Raw genomic sequence first — 18,938 nt, forward strand, 5'->3', positions numbered from 1 at the left:
AACCACCCCCACGGAGGTCCCATGCGCTCCCTGCTCCTCACGCTCGTATTCCTGGCCTGCCTGGCGCTCATGCTGCCGCTTGCGCCGTATGCCGCGTCACAGGCTGCAGCCGACGACGGCGGCCGCCTGGTGAAGGCCGTGGTGCTCTCGCGCCACGGCGTGCGCGCTCCCACACAGAAGCACAAGACCCTTGAGTCGTGGAGCCAGCGCGTGTGGCCGGTGTGGCCGGTCAAACGCGGCGAGCTCACCCCGCGCGGCGGCGAGCTCGTCACGGCCATGTGGGGCAACCTTGGGGCGGACTTTCGCAAGGAGGGCCTCCTGCCGGCCAACCTGTGCCAGCGCCCGGCGGATGTCTATGTGCGTGCCGATACGGACGAACGCACCCGCGCCACGGCCCGCGCGCTGCTGGACGCGCTCGCGCCGGACTGCCGGCTCGGCTTCGCTGTCACGTCCGACCATGTGGACCCGCTCTTCCATCCCGTCAAGGCGGGGCTTTACACCTTTGACCCCATCGGCGCCGCCACCGACATCCTGAGCATGACCAATGGCGGCCTGGGTCAGCTCCAGGACGACCTCGCCACGCCGCTCGCCCTCGTGGGGCGGCTCTCCGCCCCTGTGGCGCCCGACCTCTGCTCCCGCTTCAATCTTCCGCAGGACTGCGCCCTTTCCGACATCCCCAATGCCGTGAGCGTGGCCCCCGACGGGCGCAGCGTGAACCTCACCGGCAGCCTCGCCATCGCCTCGAGCCTCGCCGAGATCTTCCTGCTCGAATATGGCGAATGGCCCGGTGTGGCGGCCGGCTGGGGCCAGGTCACGGCGCCCACCCTGCGCCAGGTGCTGCCCGTCCACGCCAGGGTTTTCGATGTGGTCAACCGGGCGCCGCTGGTGGCCTGGGCCCGCGGCTCCTCCCTGCTGGTGGAGATGGGCGCGGCCCTTCTCGGCACCCACTATGACGAGCGCTGCAACAAGGCCGCGCTGGCCGTCTTTGTGGGGCATGACACCAATATCGCCAACCTGGGCGCGCTGCTTGGCGTCGACTGGCACCTCGAGGGCTATCCTGTGAACGGCATCCCGCCGGCGTCCGCGCTCATGCTGGAACTGTGGGAGAAAAACGGCGCCCGCGAAGTGCGTGTGACCTTTTTCGCCCAGCCCATGGCCGCGCTGCATACGCCCTTCCCCGCGGCGGGCCCGCTCAGCCCCGCGGGCCTGCGCGAGCATGCGCCCCTACGCGCCAGTGTGACGGCGCCGCCCATCGTGGGCGAGGCGCGCTTCTCCCTTGAGGAATTCCGCGGCCGCATCGCCGAGGCCACGGCCGGCGCCCCCCTGGCGCCCCCCCAGGTGCCCCCGCTGGATTTCGCCCGCGAGGTGGCGAAATAGGCCGCTTTCCCATCTACACCCATGTTCCGGCCCCCGCGCACGCCACGCGCCCCCGGAAGCCCGGAAAGGAGAACCATATGCCAACCGACCAAAGCCCCAACTCCGCAACGCCCACGCCCGAAACCGCCAAGAAGAGCCCGAAGGGCGGCACCTGGAACATTCCGGCCGACGAGCTTGAAGAGGTCCCCACCAGGACGAGCCCCTGGCAGTGGGCGGTGATCATCGTCGCCGCCGTCATCCTCATCGCCATCGGCCTGACCTTCCGCGGTGCCGAGGAGCGCGAAAACAAGGCCGCCCTGCAGAATCTTGGCGCGCCGTTCACGGCCATCGTGCAGGAGCAGGCCGCGGCGCTCGGGCTCACCGCTCCGAAGATGGATCTGCAAATCGCCACCAAGACGGCCGATGTCAATCTCGACTTTCCCGGCGCCATCGGCGCGGACAAGGCCAGGGACTTCGCGGTGGCCGTGTGCGCGGGGCTTGCCCGGACCTATGTGAACAAGGGCTATATGCCGCGCGACCTGGCCGTGCATGTGATGACCACCCTTGCGGACGGCGCCCGCGCCGTCTATGGCAAGGCCGTCTTCAACGGCAATCTCGACCAGCTTCTCTGGGAGCCGGCGCAATAGCAACGCCCAACGCTTCCTGAATCCCGGCGCTCTTCCGCGCCGCTTCGTCTGCTTCGCGCGGGCCGTCCGCGGGCATACCGCCTGTTGACGGCCCGCGCGCATTCGTGGCATCCCCGCAACCTCCAGAGCCTGGGCGCCCCTTTACGCGGCCGGAAAAACACGCTATTTCACGGCATGCGATTCCGCTTCTCCTGGAAGAAATTCCTGCTCTGGTCATTCGGCCTCGTGGTCTTCTGCGGCCTGCTCGGCGCCGGCGCCGTGGCCGCGCTCTTCTACTGGGCCTCGCGTGACCTGCCCAGCATCACGCGCATAGCGGATTACGATCCCCCCCAGGCGACGACCGTGCTTGCGCGCAACGGCGAGACACTGGGCACGCTCTGCCATGAAAAGCGCTATGTCATCAGCCTCAAGGACATGTCGCGCTTTCTTCCCATGGCCTTTCTCGCCGCCGAGGACGATTCCTTCTATCACCACATGGGCGTGGACCCGGTGGCCATCCTCCGCGCGGCGATCAACAATTTCCGCAAGGGGCACACGGGCGAGGGCGGCAGCACCATCACCCAGCAGCTCATCAAGCAGCTTTTGCTCACCTCCGAGCGCAGCTACACGCGCAAGATGAAGGAGGCCATCCTCGCCTACCGCATCGAGAAAGACCTCTCCAAGGAAGAGATCCTCACCATCTACCTGAACCAGATCTATCTCGGCGAACACGCCTACGGCGTGGAGGCCGCGGCGCGCACCTATTTCGGCAAGCACGCGGCCGACATCACCCTCGCCGAGAGCGCGGTCATCGCGGGGCTGCCCAAGGCGCCCTCGCGCTACAATCCCTTCCGCTCCCCCAAGGCCGCCAAGGACCGGCAGATGTATGTGCTCGGGCGCCTGCGCGACCTCGCGTGGATTACCTCCGAGGAATACGCCCAGGCCGTGGCCGAGCCGCTGGTGTACTGGAGCATGCCCGACGGCATGGGCGGCCCGGCCCTCTGGTATCTGGAAGAGGCGCGGCGCCTGCTCATCGAGTTTTTCACCGAGAGCAACCTCAAGGCCCTCGGCGTGGAGACGACCAAGTCCGGCGAGGACTATGTCTACGAGGCCGGGCTCACCGTGCGCACGGCCATGGTGCCCGCACAGCAGGACGCGGCGGGCAATGCCCTCCGGCGCGGCCTTGAGGAGCTGGACAAGCGCCAGGGCTGGCGCGGCGCCATCCAGATGGAGCCGGACAAGGTGCAATCCTTCGGCAAGGATTCGTCCTTCACCCCGCAGGATCTCGCCGGCGGCGCCTGGGCGCGCGCGCTGGTGACGGCGGTGGAGCCGGGCAGGGCCATGGTGGCGCTCGGCACGGGCTACAGCGGCGTCATCCCGGTGGCGAACATGTCCTGGGCGCGCAAGCCCAACCCGAAGGTCGCCGCGGCCAACGCGCCGTCCATAAAGGATGCGCGGCAGGTGCTCGCGCCGGGCGACCTCATCTGGGTCTCGGCGGCGCCCATGCCCGCGCCGGAGGGGGCGGCCGCCCCTGCCGCCAAGGGCAAGCAGCCGGCCAAGGGCGCCACCAAAAACCAGGTGCCCTATGACCCGGCGCGGGTCAGCAAGGCAAGCCCCATCGTCCTGCGCCTCCAGCAGGAGCCCCTCGTGCAGGGGGCGCTCGCCTCGCTGGAGCCGGAAAGCGGCGACGTGGTGGCGCTCATCGGCGGCTACAGCTTCGGGGACAGCCATTTCAACCGCGCCACCCAGGCGCGCCGCCAGCCGGGCTCGAGCTTCAAGCCCGTGGTCTACTCCACGGCGCTGGATTTCGGCTTCACGCCGTCCTCCATCGTGCTGGACGCGCCCTTCGTGTATGTGAACCCCTACACCAACGAGGTCTGGCGCCCTTCCAACTACGAGCACAATTACAAGGGCGAGCTGCCGCTCTGGCAGGCGCTGGCCCTGTCGCGCAATACCTGCACCGTGCGCGTGGCGCAGCAGGTGGGCATCGCCAATGTTATCCAGCGGGCCAAGGCCATGGGCCTCGAGCCGCATTTTCCGCAGGAGCTGTCCGTGAGCCTCGGCGCCGTGGCCGTCTCGCCGCTCAACCTGACACAGGCCTATGCGGCCTTCGCCAACCAGGGCCAGGGCGTGCGCCCGCGCATCATCACCTCCATCACCGACGCCAAGGGCCGCGAGCTCTACCGGCAGGACCCGGAACACTGGCAGGCACTCTCCCCACAGAACGCCTACATGATGGCCACCCTGCTCAAGAACGTGGTCAATGCGGGCACCGGCTCGCGCGCCAAGATCGACGGCCGCTTCATCGCCGGCAAGACCGGCACCACCAACGAGGAGCACGACGCCTGGTTCGTGGGCTTCACGCCCTATCTCGTCACGGGCGTCTATGTGGGCTATGACCAGTTGCAGCCCCTGGGCCGCCTCGAGCAGGGCGGCAGGACGGCCGCGCCCATCTTCCGCTATTACCGCACCGTGGCGGAGGAGCTCTACGAGCCGAAGGACTTCACCATGCCCGAGGGCATCGTCATGTCCGGCAACATGGCCTACCGCGCGGACCAGCCCATGGAGGGCGTTTCCGCCACGGACGGACTTGAGACGGGCCCCGGCGAAGACACCTCCGAGGGCGGCGAAGACCTCATGCGCCAGATGTTCTAGGTTTTTCGCTCAGGCCTTTCAAAGAGATTGGCAAGTATTGCAGCGCGGCCTTCCTTAATCCCGTCTGGAGCGAAGCGGAAGACGGGTGCTGGTGCCGGAAGAATCCTAAAAAATAAGATTTTTAGGTTCCAGCGAGGAAGAAAAATAATTTCCGAAGGGAGTGTACTTAAGTACTCGACCGAGGAAATTTTTTTCTGACGAAGCCGGAACCTAAGCGCTAGCCGTTGCCCGGCTTGCCGGGTTACGGATAGCGACAGTGGCATCGTTGGCTGACCGGCGCGGTAACTAACTGCTGTCTCCATCCGTAGCTTCCTTCGTCGCAACGGCTGGAGCAAGGCTGTTTTTGACGGATAATTCCGGCATTACGGAAGCAGCACGGGCACGACACCACCTCCATAAGTGCAATCAAGCACTTCAGGAAGCACCATGATCCCTTACGGCTCCCTCGTCATCTACGTCACGCCCAAGGGGCGCCGCTACCTCAAGAGGCTGGAAGAGGGGCAGGACTGGCACAGCAATGACGGCACCCTCGCGGCGGCGGACGTGGCCGCGCTCGACTTCGGCTCCGTGGCGTCCACCAACGCGGGCGTACCCGTCCGTATCGAGGAGGCCACGCTGTATGACCTCCTGCTCGGCGTGAAGCGCCAGACGCAGATCATCTACGCCAAGGACATCGCCTATATCTGCCTGCGTCTTGGCGTCGGCCCCGGTCGCACCGTCATCGAGGCCGGCTGCGGCTCCGGGGCGCTCACCCTGGGCCTTTCGTGGTTCGCCGGGCCCACGGGGCGCATCGTGAGCCACGACGCCCGCGAGGAGTTCACGCGCCTCGCGCGCCGCAACCTCGACTGGGCCGGCCTTGGCGAAAACGTGGAGCTGCATTGCCGCGACATCGCCGAAGGCTTTGCCGCAAGCGATGCGGACGCGCTCTTTCTCGACGTGCGCACTCCGTGGGACTATCTGGAACAGGCGCTTGCCGCGGTGCGGCCCGGCGCGACCCTGGGCTTCCTGCTGCCCACGGTGGATCAGGTGAGCCGGCTGTTGCTCGGGCTGGAAAACGGCCCCTTCGCCGAGATCGAGGTCTGCGAGCTCTTCATCCGCGGCTGGAAGCCCGTGGCCGACCGGCTGCGCCCGGAAGACAGGATGACCGCGCACACGGGCTTTCTGGTCTTCTGCCGCCAGCAGGAACTGAGCGCGGAATTTGACGCCCTCGGGCCGCGGGGCACGCGCGAGCGCAAGCAGGAGGCGGCCCGGCAGGCGCGGCGCGACGCCATCCTTGAAGCTGAAGAAGCCCTCGACGAGGCCTGAGCGCCCCGGAACAGGCACCTCACATGAACCCCTGGCTCATCCTCCTCACGGCCGGCCTTTTCGAGATGGGCTGGCCCCTCGGCTTCAAGCTGGCGCAGACGGCGCCGGCATGGCGTGTGCCGGCCATCGGCTTTTCCATCGTGAGCATGGCCATGAGCGGCCTTTTGCTCTATCTCGCGCAACGGCACATCGCCATCGGTACGGCCTATGCCGTCTGGACGGGCATCGGCGCCGCCGGCACCTTCTGCCTCGGCGTCCTCCTGTTCGGCGATGCGGTGAGCGCCGGGCGCGTCCTCGGCGTTGCGCTCATCATCTGCGGCGTTGCCGCGCTCAAGCTCTTCTGAAGCCGCTTTGCGCGGTCATTCCACCCTGGTCTTCACCTTGAAGAAGCGCAGGCGCAGGGCGTTGCTCACCACGGAGAACGACGAGAGCGCCATGGCGATGCCGCCAATCATGGGCGAGAGCATGGGGCCCCCGAAGACGTGCAGGAGGCCCGCGGCCACGGGCAGGCCGAGGATATTGTAGCCGAAAGCCCAGCCGAGGTTCTCCTTGATATTGCGCATGGTGGCGCGCGAGAGCTCCAGCGCGGCGAGCACGGCCTCCATGCCGCCGCGCATGAGCACGATGTCGCCGGCCTCGGCGCTCACGTCCACGCCGGTGCCCACGGCCATGCCCACGTCGGCCAGCGCCAGGGCCGGGGCGTCGTTGAGGCCGTCGCCCACCATGCCCACCACCTGGCCCTCCTCCTGCAGGCGGCGCACATGGTCGGCCTTTTCCGCCGGCAACAGTCCGGCCGCCACGTCGTCGATGCCCGCGAGCTTCGCCACCGCCTCGGCCGTGCGCGCATTGTCGCCGGTGAGCATGACCACCCGCAGGCCCATGCCGCGCAGGCGCTTCACCACCGCGGCCGATTCGGGCCTGAGCCCGTCGGCCAGCGCGAAGATGGCGACCATCTGGTCGGCGGCGGCCACGCCGTCCTCCGTCTCTGCGGGCGCGAGCGACATGAGCAGGGGCGTTTGCCCTTCGCCGGCCAGGGCGTCGAGCCGGGCGGCCACTTCGGGCGAGAGTTCGTGCCCGCGGGAGCGCATGAAGGCCGCGCTGCCCACGGCCACGTTCCACGACTTCCCGGCGAGGCCCACGCGCCCCTCGATGCCGAGGCCAGGCGCGATGCGTGCGTCTTCCACCACGCACAGCGGGCAGTCCCGCTCCTTGCCGGCCCGGATGATGGCGAGCCCCAGCGGATGCTCGCTCCGGCCTTCCAGCGCCGCGGCGAGGCCGAGCAATTCGCGCTCATCAAGGCCGTCGGCGCCCGGCGCCAGCGGGATGATGGCCGTGAGCTCGGGGCGCCCTGTGGTGAGCGTCCCCGTCTTGTCCACGGCGAGGGCCGTGATCTTGCCCGCGCGTTCGAGGGCCGCGCCGTTCTTGATGAGCACGCCGAGCTGCGCGCCGCGGCCCGTGCCCACCATGACCGACATGGGCGTGGCGAGGCCCATGGCGCAGGGGCAGGCCATGACGAGCACGGCCACGAACACCGTGAGCGCGGTGGTGACGGGCTCGGCGCTGAAGAAAAGCCAGCAGAGCGCGGAAAACGCCGCCAGCGCCATGACCGCGGGCACGAAATAATAGCTCACCCTGTCCGCCAGGCGCGCGATGGGCGCCTTGCTGCCCTGGGCCTCCTGCACGAGGCGCACGATGCGCGCGAGCCTGGTGTTGCCCCCCACGGCCATGGCGCGCATGACGAGCGGCCCCTCGCCGTTGACGCTGCCGGCGGTGAGGCTGTCGCCCGGGGCCACGGGCACGGGGATGGATTCGCCCGTGAGCAGCGAGAGGTCCACGGCGCTGACACCCTTTTCCACCGTGCCGTCCACGGGCACGCGGCCACCGGGCCGCACGAGGAGCAGGTCGCCCACTTCCACCGCCGAGAGCGGCACCTCGTCGGGCGTCGCGTCCGGGCTGGCGAGGCGCAGGGCCGTTTCCGGCGCCAGACTCATGAGCGCCCCCATGGCGTCGCCCGCGCGCTGCTTGGCCGTGGCCTCGAGGAACTGGCCGAACTCGATCATGGTGAGCAGCACGGCGCAGGACTCATAATAGAGGTTCATGGCCCGCCAGGCGGGGTCGTTGCCCATGAGCCCGAGCGCCGTGTTCACGAGGCTGTAGAGAAAGGCCGCGCCCGTGCCCACGGCCACGAGGCTGTCCATGTTGGGCGAGCGGCGGAACAGCGCGGCCAGGCCGTCCACATAAAAATGCCGCCCGAGCCAGACCACCGGCAAGGTGAGGCCGAGCTGCACGAGGATGAAGGCCCGGGGCGAGCCGTGCGGCTCGAGCCACGCGGGCAGCGGCAGCCCCAGCATGTGCCCCATGGAGACGAGGAGCAGCGGCACGGAAAGGATGACCATGGGCCACAGGCGCCCGAGCCGCTTTTTGCGGTCGGCGCGGGCTTTGGCCTTGGCCTCGGCGAAGCGCGCCTCGGCGTCTTCATTGACGGCGGGGGTGGCCGTGAAGCCCAGCCTGGCCACGGCGGCCATGAATTCGCGGCGCACGGCCTCCGCATCGCCGGGCGCGGGCCAGACTTCGGCCCGGGCCGTGGCGAGATTGACGCTCACCTTCTCCACATCGGGGAGGCGCCCGGTCACGCGCTCGATGCGTGAGGAGCAGGCCGCACAGTGCATGCCGCCAATATCAAAGCGCAGGGGACAGGCCTGGGCCGCGCCCCCGACGTGTGCATCCGTCATGAACTGACCTCTTGATTTTGCAGAAAAAATACTGTATCCAATATTTCACAAAGTCGGCAAATCCGCGTATGTTGCGCGTTCCCCGCCAACTTCCCGAGGAGGATACTATGGCTACCCTGAAAGTCAATGGCATGCACTGCGAGAACTGCAAGAACGCTGTGGAAAAGGCCGTTTCCGCCATCCCCGGTGTCAAGAGCGCCAAGGTCGACCTCGACAAGAAAGAGCTCCAGTACGAAGAAGAAGACAAGAACATGCCCATCGCGCTCGACATCATCATGGGCGCCATCCGCGACCTGGGCTACGAGCCGGAGCACCAGCGCCCGTAGACGGCTCGCGCCCGAGCTTCCCGGCCGCGTGCTTCGGCCTCCGTTCCGCTGATGCGCGTGCACGGCCCTCGCACTTCGGTTGCGGGCTCGATTTGGGCCGTGACAATTAACCGGGCCGCCCTTGGCGCGCTGTCACCCTGAACAAATATCGCCGTCCGTTCCCCTGCCGGAGCGGGCGGCGTTTTTGCGGCCCGGCCCGGGGGCCGCGCGCCAGGCGTGGCCCTCCCCTCCCGACTTCCCGCGGCCCGCGCCGCCATTGACATGAAGGTGGGCAGATGATAGATTAAGAAGATAAATTTTATCCTGTTGTTAGCCTTCGGGAGGAGCCATGTTCACCAATCGCGGCAAGGCGCTGACCTTTGACGACATCCTGCTTATTCCGGGATATTCCGACATCACGCCCGACGCCGTGGACATCACGACCTGGCTCACTCCGTCCATCCCCCTGCGCATCCCCCTGCTCTCCGCGGCCATGGACACGGTCACGGAATCGGCCATGGCCATTTCCATGGCGCGCATGGGCGGCATCGGCATCATCCACAAGAACATGCCCATCGCCCGGCAGCGCCTCGAGGTCGAGCGCGTCAAGAAAAGCGAAAGCGGCATGATCCTCGACCCGGTGACCATCTCTTCCGGGCAGACCGTGCAGGAAGCCCTCGACCTGATGCGCGATTACCGCGTTTCGGGCCTGCCGGTGGTGGACGGCGACACGCTCGTGGGCATCCTCACCAACCGCGATGTCCGCTTTGTGGAGGACGCCAGCGCCGTGCGCGTGGCCGAGGTCATGACCGGCGACCGCCTCATCACCGTGCCCATGGGCACCTCGCTTGAAGAGGCCAAGCATCATCTCCATGAGCACCGCATCGAAAAACTCCTCGTGGTGGACGAGAACAAGCGCCTGCGCGGCCTCATCACCATGAAGGACATCGACAAGGTGCAGAAATATCCCAACGCCTGCAAGGACGCCAACGGGCGCCTGCGCGTGGGCGCGGCCATCGGCATCGGCAAGGATTCCGAGGCGCGCGCCGCGCAGCTGCTCGAGGCCGGGGCGGATGTGCTCGTGCTCGATTCGGCGCACGGCCATTCCGTCAACGTGCTCAACGCCATCCGCAACGTCAAGGCGAGCTTCCCCAACTGCCAGCTCATCGCGGGCAACGTGGCCACCTACGAGGGCGCGCGCGCCATCCTCGAGGCCGGCGCGGACGCGGTGAAGGTGGGCATCGGCCCGGGCTCCATCTGCACCACGCGCATCGTGGCCGGCGTGGGCGTGCCGCAGGTCACGGCGGTCATGGACGGCGGCCGCGCCGCGCGCGAGATGGACCGCTGCTGCATCGCCGACGGCGGCATCAAGTTTTCCGGCGATATCGTGAAGGCCCTCGTGGTGGGCGCGCACTCGGTGATGATCGGCTCGCTCTTCGCCGGCACCGAGGAAAGCCCGGGCGAGACCATCCTCTACCAGGGCCGCACCTACAAGATCTATCGCGGCATGGGCTCCATCGACGCCATGAAGGAAGGCAGCTCCGACCGCTACTTCCAGGAAAAGAGCAAGAAGCTCGTGCCCGAGGGCATCGTGGGCCGCGTGCCCTACCGCGGCCCGGTCATGGAGGCCGTGTACCAGCTCATGGGGGGCCTGCGCTCCGGCATGGGCTATGTGGGCGCGCACAATCTGGACGACCTCTTCCGCAACACCACCTTCTGCGAGATCTCGGCAGCGGGCCTGCGCGAGAGCCATGTGCACGACGTGGTCATCACCAAGGAAGCGCCCAATTACCGCATAGAGAATTAAGATAGAGTTAAGGCGCACCGGCACCGCGCCGCACAACAGGGAGCCTTATGCCGCACTCCAGGGTCATCATCATCGACTACGGCTCGCAGGTCACGCAGCTCATCGCCCGCAGGACGCGCGAGGCGGGCGTGTATTCCGAGATCCATTCCTGCGTCACGCCGGCCGCTGAGGTGGCGGCCATGCGGCCCTCGGCCATCATCCTTTCCGGGGGGCCGGCCAGCGTGGGCGAAAAGGACGCGCCGAAGCTCGACCCGGGCCTGCTTGGGCTGGGTGTGCCCGTGCTCGGCATCTGCTACGGCATGCAGCTCATCGCGCAGCAGCTTGGCGGCGAGCTCGCGCAGTCCCTCACGCGGGAGTACGGCCCGGCCGAACTCACCATGACCGCGCCCTGCGCCCTGTGGACGGGCCTTGACCGCAAGGCGCCGACGCGCGTGTGGATGAGCCACGGCGACAAGGTCTCGGCCGTGCCGCCGGGCTTCACCGTGACCGGCAGCACCGAGACCCTCGCCATCGCGGCCATGGCCGACGAAACACGCAAGATCTACGCCGTGCAGTTCCACCCCGAGGTGCACCACAGCGTGGACGGCGAACAGATGCTCGAAAACTTCCTTTTCAAGGTGGCGAACTGTACGCCGGACTGGACCATGGCCTCCTTTGTGGAGCGGGCCGTGGCCGAGGCCGCGGAAAAGGTGGGCGAGAAGCACGTTGTGTGCGCGCTCTCCGGCGGCATCGACTCCACCGTGGTGGCGGCGCTGCTCCAGCGGGCCATCGGCGACCGGCTGCACTGCATCTTTGTGGATAACGGCCTTTTGCGCTTCAACGAAGCCGAGGAAGTGACCACCTTTTTGCGCGAGCACTTCCATCTCAACCTCACCGTCGTGGACGCGCGCGAACGCTTCCTCACCCTGCTCAAGGGCGTGGAAGACCCCGAGAAAAAGCGCAAGATCATCGGCCACGCCTTCATCGACATCTTCCAGGAAGAGGCGGAAAAGCTGCCGCAGGTGGACTTTCTCGCGCAGGGCACGCTTTATCCCGATGTCATCGAGTCCGTGTCGCACAAGGGGCCGAGCGCGGTCATCAAGAGCCACCACAATGTGGGGGGCCTGCCCGAGACCATGAAACTCGCGCTCATCGAGCCCCTGCGCGAGCTCTTCAAGGACGAGGTGCGCAAGGTGGCGGCCGAGCTCGGCATGCCGGATTCCATCGTCTGGCGGCATCCCTTCCCCGGGCCCGGGCTCGCCATCCGCGTGCTCGGCGAGGTACGCGAGGACAGGCTCGACATCCTGCGCCGCGCCGACAGGATCGTGCAGGAAGAACTGCGCGCCGCCGGCTGGTATCGCAAGGTCTGGCAGGGCTTCGCCGTGCTTCTGCCGCTGCGCACCGTGGGCGTCATGGGCGACGGCCGCACCTACGAGAACGTCATCGCGTTGCGCGTGGTGGACAGCGTGGACGCCATGACCGCGGACTGGTCCCGCCTGCCGCCCGAGCTCCTGGCGCGCATCTCCGGGCGCATCATCAGCGAGGTCAAGGGCGTCAACCGCGTGGTCTACGACATCTCCTCCAAGCCGCCCAGCACCATCGAGTGGGAATAGGGGGACGCCATGTTCGGCATCGGCAGCACCGAGCTTCTCGTCATCCTTCTGGTGGCGCTCATCGTGCTCGGGCCCAAGAGCCTCGCCAAGGTGTCCCGCAGCTTGGGCAAGGCCATGGGGGAATTCCGGCGCGTCTCCACGGATTTTCAGCGCACCCTCAATGCCGAATCCGCCGAGGCCGATTTGCGCGAGCAGGAGGCGCAGCGGCGCCGCAAGGAGGCCGCCGCTACCGCGGCCGAGGAAAAGCCGGCGCCGGCGCAGCCCGCGCCTGAAGCCGCGGCAGCCGCCACTGCCGATGAGTCCGACAGCCTCACCCCGCCGGAGGGCAGCCCGCTCGCCGAAGCCCTCGCCAGGGCACGCGCCGAGGCTGAGGCCGCAACGCCGCCTCCGGGCAGCGGCAGCGCCGCACAGGCCGCTCCCGGTGCCTCGGGCGTCACATCTACCGTCCAGCCCGAGGACGGCCCGCGCGCATGAGCAACACCACGCCCACGCAGGAACCGGCCCCCTTCGAGACTTCCCTTTCCGGCCTCGAATGGCAGCCGGATACGGAGGCCGGGGCGGGCGCGCCGCCAGACGGCCCGCCGCCCACGTCCGACGCTCTCCCCAAAGCCCCCGGGCCTGCCGAGCCGCCGGCCACAACGCCCGAAGGCCAGCCCCCGGCCCCGCACGACGCCCCCGAGGCCGAAGGCGGCGAGCCCATGGGCCTCATGGATCATCTCTCCGAGCTGCGCAGCCGCCTTGTGCGCTGCTGCATCGCCGTGGGCATCGGCTTCGGCATCTGCTGGGCCGTGGTGGACCCCATTTTTGATGTCCTCATCCATCCCCTGCTCGCCGTGCTGCCGGCGGGCACCCACGCCCAGTACACGACGCTCCCCGAGGCCTTCTTCACCCGCATGTATATCGCCTTCGTGGCGGGCGTCTTTCTGGCGAGCCCGGCCATCTTCTACCAGATATGGGCCTTTGTGGCGCCGGGCCTCTATGACGAGGAAAAGCGCCATATCCTCCCCATCGCCTTTCTCTCGGCCGTCTTTTTCATCGCCGGCGGCGCCTTCTGCTATTTCATCGTCTTCCCCTTCGCCTTCAGCTTTTTCGTGAGCTATTCCACGCCCGACATCGTGATCACGCCCAAGGTGAGCGACTACCTGAGCTTCGTGCTCAAATTGCTCATTGCCTTCGGCCTGATCTTCGAGATGCCCATCTTCACGCTCTTCCTCGCGCGCATGGGCATCCTCACCGCCGCCATGATGCGCAGGGGGCGGCGCTACGCCATCGTGGGCATCTTCATCCTCGCGGCCATCCTCACGCCGCCTGACGTGGTCTCGCAACTGCTCATGGCCTGCCCCATGCTCCTCCTCTATGAGGGGAGCATCTGGGTGGCCGCGGCCTTCGGCAGGAAGCGCAAGGCCCCGACGGAAGAAGCGCCGGAAAAGGCAGAGGAAGGCACCGCACAGGAAAACCCCGAACACGACGCCGGCACGACGCCGGGCGCAAGCCCCGAGGAGAAACCATGAGCGACGCCCTCCCTCTCCGGCGCGCGGATTTCGCGCGCAGCACCAGGGAAACGGACATCCGCGCCGCCCTCACCCTTGACGGCACAGGCGAGACCGATATTCACACCGGCATCGGCCTCCTCGACCACCTGCTCACGCTCACCATGTTCTGGGCGGAGATGGATCTCTCCCTCACCTGCAAGGGCGACCTTGAGGTGGACGCGCACCACAGCGCGGAGGACACGGGTCTCGCCGTGGGCACCGCCCTGCGCGAGGCCCTGGGCGACCGCGCCGGCATCGCCCGCGTGGGGCACGGACGCGTGCCCATGGACGAGGCGCTGGCCGATGTGGTCATAGACCTTTCCGGGCGCCCGTGGCTGGAGTGGCGCGGCGACGAGCTGTTGCCGCCGGTCATCGCCGGGGAGGAGAAGGACCTCTGGCGCGAGTTTTACAAGGCCCTCGCCAGCGCGGCGCGCTGCAACCTGCATATTTCCTTTTTGTACGGCAAGAACGGCCATCACCTCCTCGAATCGGCGGCCAAGGGCCTCGGGCTTGCGCTCGGCCACGCCGTGCGCCGCAGGGGGACGCACATCAGAAGCACCAAGGGAGGCCTGGACTCATGACCAAACGACGCCATCTGCCCTGCCTGTCCATTGTTCTCGCGGCCGCGCTTTCGCTGGCGCTCGCCGCCTGCTCGCGCCAGCCCGCAAGCACCGCGGACGTGCCCCGGCTTGTGCCGTCCAGCTACAAGATCTCGGTGGCGCCTTTCACCCAGCCGCTGCATCCGGGCCAGCTTATCGTGGGGCAGATCCCCGAGCCGCAGGGCCGTATCCCGCACGACGCGCTCGTGGCGCTGGACAGGGAATTGCGCGAGGTGCTCATCACCGGCACCAAGCGGCAGTACACCTTCATCCCGCGCCGGAACCTGCCCCCTGACCTCACCAATGCCCACAGCACGGGGCAGCCCGGGGCGCTGCCGCGCTGGTTGGCCTATGGGCGCCAGCACGGCGCGCAGTACCTGCTCATCCCGCAGGTACTCGACTGGCACGAGCGCGAGGGCTCGAGCGCCGGTGTGACGCAGTCGGCGCATGTGCGCGTGGAATTCTTCCTCGTCAACGTGGCCGAGGGCGAGCTCGGCAACCGCTCCATCTTTGAGGAAAAACAGGTGGGCCTCACCGAAAATCTGCTGACGGTGGGCGAATTTTTCAAGCGCAAGGGCGCCTGGGTCTCGGCGCAGGAGCTGGCGGTGGACGGCATGCAAAAGGCCGTGAAGGACCTCGGGCTGTGATCATCTTTCCCGCGGTGGACATCAAGGGGGGCAAGGCTGTGCGGCTTCGCCGCGGCCGCGCGGACGACGCCACCGTCTTCGCCGACGACCCGGCCGAAGCCGCCCGCCACTGGGAGCGCCTGGGCGCCCGCTGGCTGCATGTGGTGGATCTGGACGGCGCCTTTGACGGCCATGCCGCCAGCGCGGCCATCGTGGGCCGCATCTGCGAGGGGGCAAGCATCCCCGTGCAGCTCGGGGGCGGCATCCGCGACGCGGACGCGGCCCGCGCCTATCTCGACGCCGGCGTCACGCGGCTCATCATCGGCACCATGGCGCTGGAGGAGCCGGAAAAATTCGCGGCGCTTTGCCGCGCCTTCCCGGGAAAGATCGGCGTTTCGCTGGATGCGGCAAACGGCCGGCTCAAGAGCCGGGGCTGGGTGGCGGACACGGGGCTCACCGTGGCCGGGGTGCTGCCCCGCCTCGAGGATGCGGGCGCGGCCTTCATCATCTATACGGATATCGAGCGCGACGGCATGCACAGCGGCGTTAATGCGGACGCGCTCACGCGCCTTGTGCGCGCGGCACATGTGCCGGTCATCGCGGCCGGCGGCGTGTCAACGCTGGAGGATGTGAAACGCCTCTACCCGCTCAGCCGGGAAGGGCTGGAGGGCGTCATCAGCGGCCGCGCCCTCTACGAAGGCACCCTCGACCTCCCCGCGGCCCTTGCCTGGGTGACGGCGCAGGAGGCCGGCGCCTAGCCCTTCTTCTTCCGGCGCTTGAGCCGTTCCGTGCGCTCCTGCATGAGGAAGCGTCCGGTGACGGAAGCCGGGTCGGCCACGATGGCCTCCGGCGTGCCGGCGGAGACGATGAGGCCGCCGTTCTCGCCGCCCCCCGGGCCCATGTCCAGCACATGGTCCGCCGCGAGGATCATGTCCGTGTTATGCTCGATGACCACCACGCTGGCGCCCTTGTCCACCAGGGCGTGCAGCACCTTGATGAGCTTGCCCACCTCGTGCATGTGCAGGCCCGTGGTGGGCTCGTCGAGGATGTAGAGCGTGCCCGGCAGCGAGCGCTTGCCGAGCTCGCGCGAGATCTTGATGCGCTGCGCCTCGCCGCCGGAAAGCGTGGTGGCAGGCTGCCCGAGGCGCAAGTACCCGAGGCCCACGTCCTCCAGAACAGCCAGGCGCCGCTCCAGCGAGGGATAGCTCTCGAAGAGCTTGCGCGCCTGGCTGACCGTCAGGTCAAGCACCTCGGCTATGTTCAGGCCCTTGTAGCGCACTTCCAGCGTCTCGTGGTTGTAGCGCTTGCCCTGGCAGACATCGCAGGTGACGTACACATCGGGCAGAAAGTGCATCTCCACCCGGATCTGCCCGTCGCCGCCGCAGGCCTCGCAGCGGCCCCCGCGCACATTGAAGCTGAAACGCCCGGGCTGGTAGCCGCGCTTGCGGGCGTCCGGCGTCATGGCGAAGATGTTGCGGATCTCGTCGAAGATCTTGGTATAGGTGGCCGGGTTGGAACGCGGCGTGCGGCCGATGGGCGTCTGGTCAATGGCCACGATGCGCTCGATGGGCGTGGCCCCGCCCTCGTAGGAGAGGCCGCCGATGGTGCCCGGCTGGTCCACGCGCAGGCCGAGGCCCAGGGCCAGGTGCTTGTAGAGCGTGTCCACCACGAGCGAGCTCTTGCCCGAGCCCGAGACCCCGGTGACGCAGGTGAGCACGCCCATGGGGATGCGGCAGTCGATGCCGCGCAGGTTGTTGGTGGTCACGTCGTGGAGCACGAGCTCGCCCTTGGGCTCGCGCCGTGCGTCCGGCAGGGGGATGACCTCGTCGCCGCGCAGATAGCGGGCCGTGAGGGTGTCGGCGTCGTCCAGCAATTCCTTCACAGGGCCCTGAAACATGATCTCGCCGCCGTTGGCGCCCGAGCCGGGGCCGAGCTCGATGACCGTGTCGGCCTCGCAGATGGTGGCCTCGTCGTGCTCCACCACGAGCACGGTATTGCCGCGCTTCTGGAGCGAACGCAGGGTGCCCAAAAGGCGCTCGTTGTCACGCGGATGCAGCCCGATAGAAGGCTCGTCGAGCACATAGGTCACGCCCACGAGGCCCGAGCCGAGCTGCGAGGCGAGGCGGATGCGCTGGGCCTCCCCGCCGGAGAGCGTGCTCATGGAGCGGCCGAGCGAGAGATATTCAAGTCCCACATTGCCCAGGAAGGACAGGCGGAACTCCAGCTCCTTGAGCAGGGGCTCGGCGATGAGGGCGTGGCGGCCCGTGAATTTCCGCTCCTTGAGCCAGGCCAGCGCCCTGTCCACGGGGAGCGCGCAGAACTGGGCGATGGAAAGGTCGTCCACGCGCACGGAGAGCGCTTCGGGCCGAAGCCGCGCGCCCTTGCAGTCCGGGCAGTCGCAGGACTGGCGGAAGCGCGCCAGCTCCTCGCGCCAGGCGTCGCCGTACTGCATGCCCTTTTCCAGGAGCGGGATGACGCCGGGCCAGCGCCGGTCGCTCACCGCCACCTCGCTCTGGAGGCGCTGCGCCTCCACGAAATTCTTGCTCTGGTGGTCGCCGGCGGCGCCGAGGGCCACGACCCCGCCCATCCAGTTGCGGCGCAGGCCCAGCGAGCCCGCGGCCGGCTTGCCGTGCTCGTCCTCCCCGTAGAACAGGGCCGCCAGGGCCTCGTCCGAATATTTCTCCAGTGGCGTGGCGAGCGTGAAGCCGAAGCGCTTGCCGAGCGCGGCCAGCGCCGTCTGGTAGCGCGCCAGCACTTTCGGCTTGGCCCAGGGGAGGAGCGCCCCGCCCGTGAGCGAGAGCCCGCGGTTGGGCGCGATGAGCCTGGGCTCGAAATAATCCACGGTGCCCAGGCCCACGCAGCGCGGGCAGGCGCCCTGCGGGCCGTTGAAGGAAAAGAGCTGCGGGCTCGGCGCGGGCAGCGAGATATGGCACGTGGGGCACACGGACGTGGTGGACTGGACGATGTCCCGCTCGCCTTCGGGGCGCCCGGGCAGGTGGAGCACCATCTGCCCGTTGCCGTGGCGCAGGGCCAGCTCCACGGAATCGGCGAGACGCCCGCGGATGCCCTCCTTGTTGACGAGCCGGTCGACCACAAGGTCAATGGAGTGCTTCTTGTTCTTCTCCAGCGGCGGCACGCCGTCCAGCGTATAAAACTCTCCGTCCACGCGCACGCGGGCGAAGCCCTCGGCCTTGAGCTTTTTCAGCAGGTCCTGGTGGGTGCCCTTTTGCAGCTCGACAAGCGGCGCGAGCACCATGAATTTCTCGCCCTCGGGCAGCGCGAGGATGTCCGAGATGATCTCGTCCGCGGCGCGGGCCTCGATGGGGCGGCCGCACTGGGGGCAATAGGTGGTGCCGAGGCGGGCGAAGAACACGCGCAAAAAGTCATAGATCTCCGTCACCGTGCCCACCGTGGAGCGCGGGTTGCGCGAAACGCTCTGCTGCTCCAGCGAGATGGCGGGCGAAAGCCCCTCGATCTTCTCCACGTCCGGCTTGTCCATCTGCGGCAGAAACTGGCGCGCATAGGTGGAGAGCGATTCCACATAGCGGCGCTGCCCCTCGGCATACACGATATCGAAGGCCAGGGTGGACTTGCCCGAGCCGGACGGCCCGCAGACCACCACGAGCTCGTCCCGGGGGATGTCGAGGCTGATGTTCTTGAGATTGTGCTGGCGCGCGTTCTCGATATGGATACAGGGGCTCTCCGCCTGCGGCTCACGGGCCTTCTCACACATCAGGGGGGGCTGTGCGGTCGTGTTCATCCTTCATATCTAAGCACCGGGCATGGCTTGGCAAGTGGCGGCG

15 protein-coding genes are annotated in these 18,938 nt (G+C 67.9%); 13 read left to right on the forward strand and 2 right to left on the reverse strand.

Annotation, left to right across the window (positions count from 1 at the left end; all coding sequences use genetic code 11):
• Nucleotides 1-21 precede the first annotated feature (21 nt).
• The 5 genes from HDR50_RS00395 to HDR50_RS00415 all read left to right on the forward strand — a co-directional run bounded on the left by HDR50_RS00395 (nt 22) and on the right by HDR50_RS00415 (nt 6,286).
• The gene (locus tag HDR50_RS00395; RefSeq protein WP_291354971.1) at nt 22-1,377 is read left to right on the forward strand and encodes a histidine-type phosphatase; all 1,356 of its coding nucleotides are present in this window, start codon (nt 22-24) and stop codon (nt 1,375-1,377) included.
• Nucleotides 1,378-1,454: 77 nt separating this feature from the next.
• Nucleotides 1,455-2,003, forward strand: coding sequence for a hypothetical protein (locus HDR50_RS00400; RefSeq protein WP_291354973.1), 549 nt, complete (start codon nt 1,455-1,457; stop codon nt 2,001-2,003).
• Nucleotides 2,004-2,177: 174 nt separating this feature from the next.
• Nucleotides 2,178-4,637 carry a PBP1A family penicillin-binding protein gene (locus HDR50_RS00405; RefSeq protein ID WP_291354975.1) on the forward strand — a complete coding sequence of 820 codons (2,460 nt, stop codon included), beginning with the start codon at nt 2,178-2,180 and terminating at the stop codon, nt 4,635-4,637.
• A gap of 426 nt (nt 4,638-5,063) precedes the next feature.
• Nucleotides 5,064-5,942 (forward strand): tRNA (adenine-N1)-methyltransferase, encoded by an 879-nt coding sequence (locus HDR50_RS00410; protein ID WP_291354977.1) that lies wholly within the window; start codon nt 5,064-5,066, stop codon nt 5,940-5,942.
• A gap of 23 nt (nt 5,943-5,965) precedes the next feature.
• Nucleotides 5,966-6,286, forward strand: a complete 321-nt coding sequence (locus HDR50_RS00415) for an SMR family transporter (protein ID WP_291354979.1) — start codon at nt 5,966-5,968, stop codon at nt 6,284-6,286.
• 15 nt (nt 6,287-6,301) lie between these two features.
• Here HDR50_RS00415 and HDR50_RS00420 read toward each other — a convergent pair whose 3' ends face one another.
• Nucleotides 6,302-8,674, reverse strand: a complete 2,373-nt coding sequence (locus HDR50_RS00420) for a heavy metal translocating P-type ATPase (protein WP_291354981.1) — start codon at nt 8,672-8,674, stop codon at nt 6,302-6,304.
• A 107-nt stretch (nt 8,675-8,781) separates the two neighbouring features.
• Here HDR50_RS00420 and HDR50_RS00425 point away from each other — a divergent pair, with 107 nt between their 5' ends.
• The 8 genes from HDR50_RS00425 to hisA all read left to right on the forward strand — a co-directional run bounded on the left by HDR50_RS00425 (nt 8,782) and on the right by hisA (nt 15,893).
• A complete protein-coding gene (locus HDR50_RS00425; RefSeq protein WP_165079455.1) occupies nt 8,782-9,000 on the forward strand; it encodes a heavy metal-associated domain-containing protein in 219 nt (72 codons plus the stop codon).
• A gap of 328 nt (nt 9,001-9,328) precedes the next feature.
• Entirely contained in the window at nt 9,329-10,786 is a 1,458-nt protein-coding gene (gene guaB, locus HDR50_RS00430) for an IMP dehydrogenase (RefSeq protein ID WP_291354985.1), read from the forward strand.
• Nucleotides 10,787-10,833: 47 nt separating this feature from the next.
• Nucleotides 10,834-12,378, forward strand: a complete 1,545-nt coding sequence (gene guaA / locus HDR50_RS00435; RefSeq protein WP_291354986.1) for a glutamine-hydrolyzing GMP synthase — start codon at nt 10,834-10,836, stop codon at nt 12,376-12,378.
• A gap of 9 nt (nt 12,379-12,387) precedes the next feature.
• Complete coding sequence (gene tatB / locus HDR50_RS00440; RefSeq protein ID WP_291354987.1) at nt 12,388-12,852, forward strand: Sec-independent protein translocase protein TatB; 465 nt, start codon at nt 12,388-12,390, stop codon at nt 12,850-12,852.
• Nucleotides 12,849-13,889, forward strand: a complete 1,041-nt coding sequence (gene tatC, locus HDR50_RS00445; RefSeq protein WP_291354988.1) for a twin-arginine translocase subunit TatC — start codon at nt 12,849-12,851, stop codon at nt 13,887-13,889. The genes tatB and tatC overlap by 4 nt, the downstream gene beginning before the upstream one ends.
• Nucleotides 13,886-14,491 (forward strand): imidazoleglycerol-phosphate dehydratase, encoded by a 606-nt coding sequence (locus HDR50_RS00450; RefSeq protein ID WP_291354990.1) that lies wholly within the window; start codon nt 13,886-13,888, stop codon nt 14,489-14,491. Before tatC ends, HDR50_RS00450 begins: the two co-directional genes overlap by 4 nt.
• The gene (locus tag HDR50_RS00455; RefSeq protein ID WP_291354991.1) at nt 14,488-15,156 is read left to right on the forward strand and encodes a hypothetical protein; all 669 of its coding nucleotides are present in this window, start codon (nt 14,488-14,490) and stop codon (nt 15,154-15,156) included. Before HDR50_RS00450 ends, HDR50_RS00455 begins: the two co-directional genes overlap by 4 nt.
• A complete protein-coding gene (gene hisA, locus HDR50_RS00460) occupies nt 15,153-15,893 on the forward strand; it encodes a 1-(5-phosphoribosyl)-5-[(5-phosphoribosylamino)methylideneamino]imidazole-4-carboxamide isomerase (RefSeq protein WP_291354993.1) in 741 nt (246 codons plus the stop codon). Before HDR50_RS00455 ends, hisA begins: the two co-directional genes overlap by 4 nt.
• Here the strand turns inward: hisA and uvrA are convergent.
• Nucleotides 15,890-18,868, reverse strand: coding sequence for an excinuclease ABC subunit UvrA (gene uvrA, locus HDR50_RS00465; RefSeq protein ID WP_291355285.1), 2,979 nt, complete (start codon nt 18,866-18,868; stop codon nt 15,890-15,892). The two genes, hisA and uvrA, sit on opposite strands and share 4 nt — an antisense overlap.
• Nucleotides 18,869-18,938 lie beyond the last annotated feature (70 nt).

This window comes from Desulfovibrio sp., from assembly GCF_014803725.1.
Classification (GTDB): domain Bacteria; phylum Desulfobacterota; class Desulfovibrionia; order Desulfovibrionales; family Desulfovibrionaceae; genus Desulfovibrio.